Source organism: Paraburkholderia mimosarum LMG 23256 = NBRC 106338 (genome assembly GCF_000739815.1).
GTDB classification, from domain to species: Bacteria; Pseudomonadota; Gammaproteobacteria; order Burkholderiales; family Burkholderiaceae; genus Paraburkholderia; species Paraburkholderia mimosarum.
Map to the genome: position 1 here is coordinate 1 of NZ_BBJJ01000120.1, position 12,181 is coordinate 12,181.

At 62.5% G+C, this 12,181-nt stretch carries 7 protein-coding genes, 3 tRNA genes and 1 pseudogene; 7 read left to right on the plus strand and 4 right to left on the minus strand.

The genetic code is table 11. From position 1 onward, the window contains the following. Positions 1–2,606, plus strand: a pseudogene (locus BMI01S_RS44295) (Tn3 family transposase); the annotation flags it as partial. Positions 2,607–2,708: 102 nt separating this feature from the next. Here BMI01S_RS44295 and BMI01S_RS41465 read toward each other — a convergent pair. Continuing rightward, the gene (locus BMI01S_RS41465) at positions 2,709–2,873 is read right to left on the minus strand and encodes a hypothetical protein (RefSeq protein ID WP_154671464.1); all 165 of its coding nucleotides are present in this window, start codon (positions 2,871–2,873) and stop codon (positions 2,709–2,711) included. A gap of 644 nt (positions 2,874–3,517) precedes the next feature. Continuing rightward, positions 3,518–4,243, minus strand: coding sequence for a hypothetical protein (locus BMI01S_RS34365; protein WP_028215589.1), 726 nt, complete (start codon positions 4,241–4,243; stop codon positions 3,518–3,520). A 280-nt stretch (positions 4,244–4,523) separates the two neighbouring features. Here BMI01S_RS34365 and BMI01S_RS34370 point away from each other — a divergent pair, with 280 nt between their 5' ends. Continuing rightward, positions 4,524–5,381, plus strand: coding sequence for a tyrosine-type recombinase/integrase (locus BMI01S_RS34370; RefSeq protein ID WP_407669104.1), 858 nt, complete (start codon positions 4,524–4,526; stop codon positions 5,379–5,381). A 9-nt stretch (positions 5,382–5,390) separates the two neighbouring features. After that, a complete protein-coding gene (locus BMI01S_RS34375; protein ID WP_036022088.1) occupies positions 5,391–6,590 on the plus strand; it encodes an IS91 family transposase in 1,200 nt (399 codons plus the stop codon). A gap of 654 nt (positions 6,591–7,244) precedes the next feature. Here BMI01S_RS34375 and BMI01S_RS34380 read toward each other — a convergent pair. Both BMI01S_RS34380 and BMI01S_RS34385 read right to left on the minus strand, forming a co-directional pair. Continuing rightward, positions 7,245–8,255, minus strand: a complete 1,011-nt coding sequence (locus tag BMI01S_RS34380; RefSeq protein WP_036046951.1) for an SWIM zinc finger family protein — start codon at positions 8,253–8,255, stop codon at positions 7,245–7,247. A 17-nt stretch (positions 8,256–8,272) separates the two neighbouring features. Then, positions 8,273–10,951: a DEAD/DEAH box helicase gene (locus BMI01S_RS34385; protein ID WP_028232752.1), complete on the minus strand. Its 2,679-nt coding sequence runs from the start codon at positions 10,949–10,951 to the stop codon at positions 8,273–8,275. Positions 10,952–11,116: 165 nt separating this feature from the next. On the opposite strand from BMI01S_RS34385, the gene BMI01S_RS34390 reads away from it, so the two are divergent. The 4 genes from BMI01S_RS34390 to BMI01S_RS41470 all read left to right on the plus strand — a co-directional run bounded on the left by BMI01S_RS34390 (position 11,117) and on the right by BMI01S_RS41470 (position 11,701). Then, a tRNA-Gly gene (locus BMI01S_RS34390) sits at positions 11,117–11,190 on the plus strand. Between the two features lie 2 nt (positions 11,191–11,192). Then, positions 11,193–11,279: transfer RNA gene (locus tag BMI01S_RS34395), tRNA-Ser, on the plus strand. 1 nt (position 11,280) lies between these two features. Then, a tRNA-Ile gene (locus BMI01S_RS34400) sits at positions 11,281–11,359 on the plus strand. A gap of 69 nt (positions 11,360–11,428) precedes the next feature. Next, positions 11,429–11,701: a hypothetical protein gene (locus tag BMI01S_RS41470; protein WP_028215424.1), complete on the plus strand. Its 273-nt coding sequence runs from the start codon at positions 11,429–11,431 to the stop codon at positions 11,699–11,701. Positions 11,702–12,181 lie beyond the last annotated feature (480 nt).

A 12,181-nucleotide genomic window follows, 5' to 3' on the forward strand; every position in this document is an offset into this window, starting at 1 on the left:
GCACGAACGCATCGTCGCACCCACCTACTCGTATCTGCAGGACATGATCGGGCAGGCGGTCGCCGCAGAACGCCAGCGCGTCTCGGCGTTGCTCGGGCGCGCCCTCACGAAGTCCGTCGTGCAGCAACTTGATGCGATGCTCGAAGCCGACGACTCGATGTATCAGGTCACGCTTCTCAAGCACGAGCCGAAGGATTTCAGCCACAAGGAGCTGCAACAGGAATCCGAGCGTCGAACATTCTTCTCACCGCTCTACACCTTCGCCCAGCGATTTCTCGAAACCACCGGGATCTCCGCGGACAGCGTCCGCTACTACGCCTCGCTCGTCACGTTCTACACCGTCTACAAGCTGCGCCGCATGAACTCCGGCGTCGTGCGCCTGTACCTGCTGTGTTTCGCCTATCACCGTTTCCGTCAGGTCAACGATCGCCTGATCGAAGCCTTCATCCGTCTCGTCAATGACCACGAGCAGACTGCCCGGCAGGTGGCAAGCGAGGCAGCGCAAAACGCACTCAGCGACGCGGTCACACATCTGAAGGCCGCCGGCGAGGTCCTGCGTCTGTTCGTCGATGAGTCGATTGCGCGCTATGCCTCCTTTGCCAGCGTGCGCAAGCGGGCGTTCACGCTGCTCGCGCCCGAGCGCTTCGAGTCCGTCTCGCAATACATGCGCAACGTCACTTTCGACAAGGCCGACTTCGAATGGTCGCACTATACCGCGCTCTCGCACGCGATCAAACGCAATCTGCGGCATCTGTTTGCAGAACTGGCCGTAACCGGCCGTGTCGAAGACACGCCGCTGCTCGAAGCGGTCGCCTTTCTGCAGACGTGCCTGCGTGACGGCACGTCGCTTCGTGCAGTGCAAACCCTCATCCTTTCCGACTGCGTTCATCCCGAAGACGCTCAGGCCGCATCTCTATCGTCCCGGACCCGGCAAGACAAAGCAGCTCGACGTCGACCGCTACGAGTTTCTCATCTACCGGCTGGTGCGCAACGCGCTTGAAGCGGGCGACGTCTTCTGCCCCGACAGCAACGAATTTCGTCGCTTCGAAGACGACCTGATCAGCGACGCGCGCTGGGAGCACAAGGACGCCATTCTCGGGGAGCTCAACCTGCCGGTCCTGCTCTCGCCCATCGAGCAGACACTTGCCGGGCTTCACGATGATATCGAGCGCCTCCTTGAACACGTCAATCATCACATCGACGAAGGCGACGATCCCTACATCAAGGTCCGTCACAAGGGCGGCAAGCCGCGCCTGAACCTGATCTACCCCGAGCCCAACGAAAACGTCAACCACACCTTCTATGGCCAGATTCCCAGCATCGACATCGCGCGGCTGCTCTGGTTCGTCGCCACCCGCACCGGTTTTCTCAAGGCATTCACGCACGTGCTCGACCGGTACGTCAAGCACGAGGCCGATCCACGCGAACTCCTCGCCTGCATCATCGCGATGGGCACCAATATGGGCCTGCGCAAAATGGCTGAAATCTCGGGCCTCAGCTACGCTTCTCTCGTGAGCTGTGCACGCAACTATCTTCGCATCGAAACCGTCCATGCGGCTAACGACGCGATCAGCAACGCGACCGCGGAGCTGCCCGCCTTTCATCTGTTCAACATCGGCAACCAGATCCATTCGAGCAGCGCAGCGCTTCGAGACCCAGTTCGACACCTTCCAGGCCCGCCATTCGCCCAAGTACTTCGACCTCGACAAAGGCATCAGCGCGAACACCGCCGTCGCCAACCACGTGCCGATCAACCTGACTGTCTTCGGCGCTCACGAGCACGAAAGTCATTACGTCTTCGACCTGCTCTACAACAATACCTCCGACATCCGCCCGCAGTTACATTCGACCGACACGCACGGCACCAATCAGGTGAACTACTGGAGCCTGTACACCTTCGGTTATCAGTTCGCGCCGCGCTATCGCGACTTCCACAAAAAACTCGGCGGCCTCGTTGGCAGTCACGCCCCGGGGCACTACGGCAAATGGCTCGTCAAACCTTCGCGCAAATCCAACGACGAGCTGATCATCCGTGAGTGGCCCGCCATCCAGCGAATCATGGCCTCTCTCGGGCAGAAGCAGGTTTCACAGGCCACCATCGTGCGCAAGCTCTCGAGCTACAAGCGCCAGAACCAGACGAAAAAGGCGCTCTGGGAACTCGACAGCCTCTGCCGTACACGCCACATCCTGCAGTTCATCGACGATGTCGACCTGCGCCGGTCAATTCAGAAGGCCCTCAACCGGGGCGAAGCGTACCATCGGTTGCGCCGCGCGCTCGCCTTCGTCAACGGCGGCAAGCTGCGCGTGCACACCGAGGCCGAACAGCAGTTGTGGAACGAGTGCGCCCGCCTGATCGCCAATGCCGTCATCCACTACAACACGGCACGGCCTTGCTCTCGTGCGTGCACGAGCAGAAGCGCTCGACGGGCGACGAGGCCGCGATGACATTCATCGCCGGCATGTCACCGGTCGCGTGGCGGCACGTCAACCTGCTCGGCGCCATGGACTTCGGCGCAGCGACCATGCCCGTCGACATCGACGCGCTCGCCTCGTATTACGCCGATCCCGAGTACTGGGCCCGTATGCTCCAGGCTGGCAGCAGCCAACGAGGAAGACAGCGGCGAAGACAGAAAATCGGCCCCCTGAAAGCGCATGTCGCTGGCCATCACGCCCGGAAAGTCTTGCCCAGCATGGGTTAGAAGGGATTTTCAGTTTTCGGGGATGGGCAGAAATAGCCTCCCACTCTGTCGGACGGCGCTCATCTGCTCGGCGTGGTCAATCTCGACGAACACTTCCCATGCGAACTGCTCCCACAATCGCTCATCATCGAGCCGGCCTGCGGCTACCCACTCTTTGTCCTCGTGTTCCTTCATCGACCCACGCCGGTTTGCAGGCCACGCAACTCTGCTGCACGCGCCGCGACGTAGTCAACGCCGACAATTGTCGACCTAGGGTTTTCCCCTCGTAAGACGCTGGTGGGGGGCGGCGGATGCTGGTTTGCCTTCCAAGGCGAAGCTGAACGGATCGGAGGCGCTCACCGGCCCTGTTTACGGGCTTCGTAAGCTCGACTTCGTCGGAATACTCACCCATCGCCACACTGCTCGACGCGCAGAATTGGTCATCCGTCGATGCCGGCACTGATGTCCGTCGCCTCGCGCTCGAAGTCCCGACGGCGCGATACGCAAGCGCCGAGCTCCAGGCCATCGCGGCTGATGAGTACTGGCATCTCGAGCCAGCGCCGACGTCACAGCCCACACGTCGATCCGCTCGCTCCGAGGGCAGAAAGAAGCCGCGCGCAATGATATGGTCACCGGTGTCCGACGCACCCTCGCGTCCACAGTAGACGCAACGTTTGCCCCGGAAGCGTTTGCTGGCCATTGCGTTCTCCCGTGCCTCATCAGAGGCGTGAACCTGCATCAGGTCTGACAGTGCCCTGCAGCGGCAATTTTCGCATGCGAAAGCGCGCCAACGTCATTCACCCTCCGTCGCACAATGCGGGCTGCGTGCCGCGCGTGCGTCACGTCGCCCTGCGCGACAGACGCTCCAGCTTCATGCTGCGGACGGCCCGCGCCCTTGCCCACTGCCTCGCCCGCGCCCCGCACTCGCTGGCAACCGGGAACGAGACGGCAAGGCCAATCACCACCACGAGCAGCAGCCCAACGGGAGGCAAGGCCACCCGCAGCCCGATGACGAGGGTGGCGCCAGTGGTGACGATCAGCAAAGTGGACCAGACCACGGTCTCCACAAGCGCTGGCAGGCTCGACCGGCGCAAGCGCGCGCTCGACCAGATCTTCAGGGGCTTGGTGTAGCCCTTCGGCACAAGATGCGCCAGGCCGTGCCGGCAATAGGCGGCCTTCACACCTGACCGCTCGCAGTATGCGTCGTGCTTTTCCCGCTCCCACGCGGGCGGCAACGGCAGCTCGCCGGCGCGCTCGCGTCGCTGGTTCTCCAGGATCAGCTCGAGCTCCTCGTCATGGGACTGCAGCGTGCCCTGTTTTCCTTTCCAGGTAACCGCAGTCGGAACAAAGCCGAAGATAGCAGCCAGCGAAAAGCTACAGGCGACGCAGACCAGCGGCGCATCACAAACAAGGCTGCCAAGCGTCAGCGATACGCCGGCAGGCAACACGATCCATCCAGACACCAGCCACCGGTTGTACCGGACGATCGCGAGGTATTCCCTGAGCGACCGGCGGGTGTTTTTCGTCGTGGGGCAGTTCGCGGGGCTGACGGCGGGCCGGGACATCGTGTTTCTCCTTGTGAGGTTCGTTTTCAGTTATCGGACGTACCCCCGCTATTTGTAGAGGTCGCGGCCGCTATATTTCCCTCCGGCGCGAAAACAGTGAATACGTACATCTGATAATTCTTATTGAACTAACCCGCTGACTCGGGAGGAGGTGGTCGGCCAGCGACATCGGCTCCGGGATCATCCGCGGGACCCACCCGTTCGAGTGCGACGATGGCAGTGCAGTTTGCTGCTGTGACCACCCAGAGCGGAGTCCACCATGACACCCCTACGTCGACGCATGATCGAGGATATGCGCGTGCGCAACCTCGCAGCCAATACCCAGCGCCTTTACGTGTCCTACGTCAGTGCGTTCGCCCGTCATTTCGGACGCTCGCCCGAGCTGCTCGGGCCTGAGGAGATCCGCGCCTGGCAATTGCATCTGGTTGATGCCCAGCGCTCGCGCAGCACGCTTGTGCTCGCCACCGCCGCACTGCGCTTTCTCTACACCGTCACGCTCAAACGCGGGTGGGAGATTGACGAGATTGCCATGTCGAAGAAGCCGCGCAAGCTGCCGGTCATCCTCAGCCCCGACGAAGTTACGCGCTTGCTCGAGGCCATTCCCAGTATCAAGTCCCGCGTCATCCTGATGACGGCTTATGCCGGTGGTCTACGGATCTCGGAAGCCACTTGCCTGAAGGTCAGCGACATCGACAGTCAACGCATGGTACTTCGCGTCGAACAGGGCAAAGGCCAGACCGACCGCTACGTCATGCTCTCGCCAAGGCTGCTGGATGTCCTGCGCGAGTACTGGCGCATGGGCCGACCTCAGCACTGGCTGTTCCCCGGCCGCTTCCCCGATCAGCCTATCGGACCCGCCGTCGTGCGACGGGCATGCCAGGACGCCCGTCGTCGTGCCGGCATCAGCAAGACGGTCACGCCGCATATGTTGCGTCACGCGTTCGCCACGCACCTGCTCGAGTCCGGCACCGACGTGCGCACGATCCAACTGCTGCTCGGCCACCGCAGTCTCGCGACCACCTCAACCTACCTGAAGGTTGCCACCAGTACCGTATGCGCGGCGACAAGCCCCCTCGACCGCCTTTCCCTGATTTCCGCTCCACTCGTTTCGCCGGACGCATCGCCCGCGCACGAGTGAGCGGCAATCATGCCGGCCCGGCTGGAATTGGCGGACATCCTGCGCCGCCATGGCCCTGTGTATCGACAACTGCATGCCGACTCCCTCAGTCGCGAGCAGCATCGCGTCATGCGCGCCATCGAGCAGTGCCGAACCGCGGCGCTCGGCGGCCACCTCGAGCAATGCGACGCCTGTGGTCATCAGCGCATCTCGTACAACTCGTGCCGCAACCGGCACTGCCCGAAGTGTCAGTCGCTTGCGCGCGCGCAATGGCTCGAAGACCGGCAGACTGACCTCTTGCCCGTGCCGTATTTCCACGTCGTCTTCACGGTGCCCGAATCGATCGCCAGGATCGCGTTCCAGAACAAACGCGTGGTCTACGAGATCCTGTTTCAGGCCACCGCCGAGACATTGCAGACTATCAGCGCTGATCCCCGACACCTCGGCGCCACGGTCGGCTTCATCGCAATCCTGCACACGTGGGGGCAGAACCTCGTGCATCATCCGCACCTGCACTGCGTGGTGCCAGGCGGCGGCCTCTCGCCGGATGGCAAACGCTGGCTCGCCTGTCGGCCCGGCTTCTTCCTGCCGGTGCGCGTACTCTCGCGACTCTTTCGGCGGCTGTTTCTTGGGCGTTTGCAGCAGGCCTTCGACGCCGGCGAGCTACGGTTCTTCTCGTCGCTTGCCGATCTGGCCGAGTCCGGCCGATTCGTCCGCTGTCTGGCTGAGGCGCGCAGTCCCGACTGGGTTGTCTATGCCAAGGAGCCGTTCGGCGGCCCCCAGCAAGTCCTCGACTATCTGGGCCGCTACACACATCGCGTAGCGATTTCCAACAACCGCCTGCTCGAGTTCACCGATGAACATGTGACGTTCCGCTGGAAAGACTACCGCCAACCGGGCACGCCGCGCGTCATGCGTCTGCCGGTGCACGAGTTCATCCGGCGATTCCTGCTACATGTTCTGCCCCGCGGATTCCAGCGCATCCGTCACTACGGGCTGCTCAGCAATTGCCTGCGCAAAGCGCGATTGGCCGAGTGCCGTCGATTACTCGAGGCCAAGCCTGCATACGAAGTACAGGCCATGCCCCGGACTGACTACCGTGACCGCTACGAGAAGCTAACCGGCCAATCGCTGCACACCTGTCCGGCCTGTTCCCGGGGGCACATGCTCTTCGTCGCGCGCCTGTTGCCGGGCGCCTGCCCGCGAGCGCCACCGACGAGGACCGCATGAAACCTGTCCTGTTCATCGCCACAGCCCGTTTCCCAAGCGCGTCAACCGAAACGGCGGGTATGCTCACGCCACATGCACCCGTCCGACAGCGCTGTCGTTCACGCTCATCGAGCGATCTGCTCGAACACGATTCGTCTCCGGCAACAAACACAACGCAATACCTGCTTTCCCGATGCCCCGAACCTTGCCGCTGGCGAAAACTCCCCAGCGGCAACACTTCAATGCCCATAGCGGTCACTGCTTGCGGAGCGGCTTAGCTCAAAGAGTTTTTTACAGAGCGGAAACGGCCTCGTCCGCCGCGTCCAGGCCAGCTCAGTGCGCCGTTTCCGCTCCGCAAAAAATCCTCTGGATTATCAGGGTTCGGTTTGATGGCCTAAAATGGCGTATGGCGCATGGCGTCGCGCCTTTTCGGGCCTCACGAGGCCTCACAACAACAAAAAAGGAACACGAGCATGAGGTTGTTTGCGTGGTTGAACAGCGACCGGCGCCGTCCGACGAAGTGAAAGTTGATCCATTACAGAAGTAAGACTTGTACCGCGTCCCGCGACAGGGCGCTGAACCCAACCACATTCTCAGAACAGCTGCGCCAGAAGCGGCGCCAGATTGTTCCACTTCACCGTGCTCCGGAAGGCGCGTCCATCTTGGCCGTACCCCTTATCGGGAGGGTTTCGGTTTGCGTGGTGACTGCGGCGTCGCTGGCGAACGTGCGGGCGATGCTTTCGGAGCGGTTGAACGGGTCGCCTTCGGCGTGTCCACACGCGCTTTGCCAGCCGGTTTGGCGCCAGCGCCGGGCGCGGCTACCACTTTGGGCGCCGCCGCTTTTCCTTTCGAGGTCGATTTCGCGCTCACTGCCGGCTTCGGTGGGGTCGATGACGTGACAACCTTTCCTGTTCGCGGGGCGGATTGCCTGCCGTCCCGCTTGCGGGCGACAGCAGGAGCGGCGAGCGGCGCGGTGTCGATGTCGATGCCGAACACATCGCCCAGGACCGCGTTGTCGAGCACCTTGCCCGACGCGGGTGTGCTTTCCACTCCGGACAGTCCGGTGCCTGCGCGATTCACGAGATCGGCGGGATCCACGCCACGCAGCGTGAAGAGCAATTCGGGCTGGTGGTCGAGCCGGGCGCCCACACCATACAGCACGGCAGCAACATGCTTGCACATGGACGCCCAGTCCGGGCAGTCGCATCCGAATTTGATGTCCTTCGGTGAGGGAAAAAGCCCGGTACCCGCCTTGCAGATCCGTTGCATCACGGCGCCCGACAGTTTTCCCTGCAGCAGTTCGACCATGGAATCAATGGAAGACGAGCAGTCGGCGCCCAGTGCCCGCCACTGTTGAGCGGGGCACGCCCCGACATCGATCCTGACCGTGTACAGGCTGGAACCCATGACCTGCGCGTGTATCTTGCCCGCCGACATCTGCAGATCGATCACGGAACCATTACGCACATAGGTGCGACCGCGCGGCAGGCGACTGCCGTAGTCGCTGTAATGTTCGAGGTTATCGCACCACGCCTTGCCCCAGAAGGTCTTCGCGATGGCCCCGCGATACGGCGCGATGGGCGACAGGGTCTTGCCAGCCTTGATGGCTCGGGCGACCAGCTGTTCGGCTTTTTTCCGGCGCTCCGCTACCGGCACATAAGGCTTCCAGCCACCGTAGTCACTCATCATGTTCCCTTGTGTCGTCAGTTTTCCTGGGCGGAATGGATATCGAGCCTGACGAGATCGAGTAGCTCCCGATCGCTCATCTCGGTCAGCAGCAGCTCCGCCCCCCTTTCGAGCACGTCGTTCACAAGCTGCTGCTTGGTTTCGATCAACTGGTCGATCCGCTCCTCGACGGTGCCCCGGCAGACAAACTTGTGCACCAGCACATTCCGGCGCTGGCCGATACGGAAGGCCCGGTCCGTCGCCTGATTCTCCACGGCCGGATTCCACCAGCGATCGAAGTGGATCACGTGGGAGGCGGCCGTGAGATTCAATCCCGCTCCGCCCGCCTTGAGCGATAGCACAAAGAAGGGGGTCAACTCGTCTTCCTGAAACCGCTTGACCAGCTCGCGACGTTTTCCGACCGGGGTACCCCCATGCAGAACCAGTCCTTCCCGGCCAAACATCGAGCCCAGAAATGCCGCCAAGGGCTCGGTGGTTTCGCGAAACTGCGTGAACACCAGCAGCTTTTCCTGCTTCGCGGCAATCACCTCGACCAGCTCCCGCAGGCGGGCAAACTTGCCGCTCGCCTCGGGTTTCCACGCCGCGTCACCGAGCCACTGGGACGGATGGTTGCAGATCTGCTTGAAGCGCATCAGGTAGCTCAATACGAGGCCCTTGCGTTCGATGCCGTCCGCTCCGTCCAGCGCTGTCGCCAGTTCCTTGACCGCACGCTGGTACAACGCGGCCTGGAGCGAACTCAGGTGGCACCACGCCTTGAGTTCGGTCTTTTCCGGAAGGTCGGCGATGACCTGTTTGTCCGTCTTCAGGCGGCGCAGGATGTACGGGCGCACGAGGGCGCGCAGCGGCCCGAAGTGCCCGGCCTTGGCCAGGCGCCTGTTGAGTCCGGCAAAATCCTTCGCCGACCCCAGCAGGCCCGGATGCGTGAAATCGAAAATCGACCACAGGTCCGACAGGCGGTTTTCCACCGGTGTGCCCGTCAGCGCGATGCGCGCATGGGCCTGAATCTTCTTGACCTGCCGGGTCTGCTTCGCTGCCGGGTTCTTGATCGCCTGGGCTTCGTCGACAATCGCGAGGCGCCACTGGACGGGCTCGAGCGCAGGCAGGCGAAGCAGCGCACCGAAACTGGTGACGACAAGGTCGGTCCGGGCAAGCCGTGCGTCATCGAGTGCGCGTAATTCGTCGGCCGGCGTAACGGATGGGTGGGCGACCAGCACGCGCAGTCCCGGTGCAAAGCGTTGCGCTTCCGCTGCCCAGTTGGCCAGCAACGATGCAGGCGCGACGAGCAGGCTCGGCCGCTGGTCCGTTCGTTCGCGCTTCAGGACGACCAGCAGGGAGAGAACCTGCATCGTTTTCCCGAGGCCCATGTCGTCGGCCAGGCACGCTCCCAGCCCGAGCCGGCTGAGCAGATAGAGCCACTGCACGCCCGCCATCTGGTACGGCCGAAGCTGCGCCTTCAGGTCGGCGCCCGGGTCGACGCGAGTCAGGCCTTCGGGCCGACGCAACTGCTCAAGGGTCTCCGACAGCCAGCCCCCGGCCACCACCTGTGCCCAGTCGCGTTCCCCGGACGCATCCGCATCGTCGGCCGACACGCCTGCCAGCAGGCGTAACGCGTCGTTTAACGGCAGCCCCGATTGCGCGGCCCGCTCCAGATCTTCAAAGCGCTGGAGAAGGCGGCCGAGCTTTTTTGTGTCGACCTCGATCCAGCGGCCGCGGATCCACTGCAGGCCGTCGGCACCCTTCAGCAGGCTCCGGATTTCGGCGGGACTTAACGGTTCGCCGTCAAGCGACACCGCCATGTTGAAGTCGAGCAACGCATCCTTGCCAACGAGGGATGGCGGTTTTGTGCCGACACTGGCCGTCACGGTGGGCCGCGCGGGCCGCCCTGTTGCCCACGTACCGGGCAGCCGGACGATGATGCCGGCCGGTTCGAGCGCCGGCAAGTCGTTGAGAAGGTGCCAGGCATCGGCAGGCGTCCAGCGCAATGGATGATATATCTCGCGCGACTCGAGCATGGCGCGCACCCAGTCGCAGCATTCGGCGGCACGCTGGACGGGTACCAGCAACGAAAGGAGCCGGGCCTTGTTGCGTGCCCCGGAAAATTCCTCCAGCGCCCGCGAGAGTGGCTGGTGCTGGGTCTTGCCATGCGCGGATACGCGTGCCGTATAGGTGGCCAGAAAGGCAAACGGCGCGTCAGGGTCTTTCCGGTTCTCGGCAAGATTGAAATGGACGCGGCCCACCAGATTCCAGGTGGGGTGACGTGACTTCAGAAATGCCTGGAGCGAACCCGTGGTGCCGGCGAGCTCCTGACGCAATGCGGCGTCGATTTCCCCCCACAGTGTCGTGAGGACCGCCGGGGTGAGATATTCGGCGCCGGTCATCGGTGGCGCATCGCCGATCAACTGCTCAAGGTCCGCAGTGCCCGGTTCGGCAACCGCCATGTCTTCGTCTTCGGCCGTACTGCATAGCGCTGTGATGTAACGGACGGCAAAGTCCCGCCACCAGCCCCAGGCGGGCGGCAGTGCCCGTCCTAATGTCGTGCTGCCGAGATAGAGCAGCCCATGCCCCGCGCCGGCCTGGAAGATGCCGCCGAGCTCGATGTCATCCGGCAAAGGGGCGGCCTCGACTTCCGGCACGGCGAGAAGGTGGCCCGCCGGCGTAATCTTGGGCGCAAGATGGATGGTATCGGTCAAAAACATGGTGGTGAAGGGGATGTCGCCAGGGGAAGCGAAAAATTAGCACGTCAAGACCACCCATTTTAGAGCGCGCGCATTCACCCATATGACAGGTAGCAGGTAGATTCAGGCAGACGTACGGAACGAATGCCATTCCGTTACGGATTATGCCAAAATGGCCCGGCCGCCGCGGGCGTAGCTCAATGGCAGAGCAGAAGCCTTCCAAGCTTATGACGGGGGTTCGATTCCCTTCGCCCGCTCCAGCGGAAGTGTGGCAGAGCGGTCAATGCACCGGTCTTGAAAACCGGCGAACCGAGAGGTTCCGTGAGTTCGAATCTCACCACTTCCGCCATGGGCCTCTGGCTCATGCCTGGCAAGAGCAGTGGACTCATAATCCATTGGTGCCGTGTTCGACTCACGGGAGGCCCACCAGTTTCGAATCCGAGCGCAGAGGAAGCGCCTGCATACTCTCTGGCGCAGCAGTGATCACGGTACGAATGCATGGACGAAATTGTTGACCTGGTGAATGAGTACAGAGCGATTGCCGACAAGGAGTCGCTGTACGCGCGCGTACTGATGTCCTTCATCGCCGAACGCGAACAGCGCATGCGTCAGGAACTGGAGAGGCAGATCGTCGCGACTACCCGAGATCGTGAACACCGCGCACGGTTGCGACATTTCGCGCGAACAGCTTCGCTCGAACGCCTCGTCGCGCTGTACGAACAGGACCGTTCCGTGCGCGGCGACGGCACTAAACAGCAGTGCGAAGCATGACGTGCAGTTCTTGGCTCGGCGCCCTTCAATCGATCCTGACCTGTGGCCACGCATAAAGAGCGTCTGATCGCTTCATTCTGCAGATCCAGGATCCATGAAGACACACCGCAATGCGAAAGACTGATCGGGTATCTGCGCGAGCAGCATCAGCCGGTGACGGTCGCGCGTATGGTCATCGCTGGCGAGATGAGCCCGATGCGATAGGGTGTCCGGCAGGGCGCGATTGAGCGCATCAAGTTTCATGGCGCCAGTGCAGGCCAGCGGGTTCTATACAGGCTGACAGGGCTGCAACCGCCGGCGCTTGAAAAGGAGGAGATCGCACCATCATTCGATGCGTTGCTCGCGGCATGGGGCATTGCACGTGTGCCGCCTCAGTTATCCGGGGAGGTGTCGACGCGTGTCGTGTTGACTGACTGAGGGGGCGTGGCGTGGTTCAAAAAGCGCGATTTTTGCGTTACACAGACGAGCGGAAGCAGCCTA

Bases quoted from the DNA above. Each gene is read 5' to 3' on its own strand.
- BMI01S_RS34370 (WP_407669104.1), top strand. From the start codon at position 4,524: ATGATCGAGGATATGCGCGTGCGCAACCTCGCAGCCAATACCCAGCGC.
- BMI01S_RS34380 (WP_036046951.1), bottom strand. From the start codon at position 8,255: ATGAGTGACTACGGTGGCTGGAAGCCTTATGTGCCGGTAGCGGAGCGC.
- BMI01S_RS41465 (WP_154671464.1), bottom strand. From the start codon at position 2,873: ATGAAGGAACACGAGGACAAAGAGTGGGTAGCCGCAGGCCGGCTCGAT.
- BMI01S_RS34385 (WP_028232752.1), bottom strand. From the start codon at position 10,951: ATGTTTTTGACCGATACCATCCATCTTGCGCCCAAGATTACGCCGGCG.
- BMI01S_RS34365 (WP_028215589.1), bottom strand. From the start codon at position 4,243: ATGTCCCGGCCCGCCGTCAGCCCCGCGAACTGCCCCACGACGAAAAAC.
- BMI01S_RS34375 (WP_036022088.1), top strand. From the start codon at position 5,391: ATGCCGGCCCGGCTGGAATTGGCGGACATCCTGCGCCGCCATGGCCCT.
- BMI01S_RS41470 (WP_028215424.1), top strand. From the start codon at position 11,429: ATGGACGAAATTGTTGACCTGGTGAATGAGTACAGAGCGATTGCCGAC.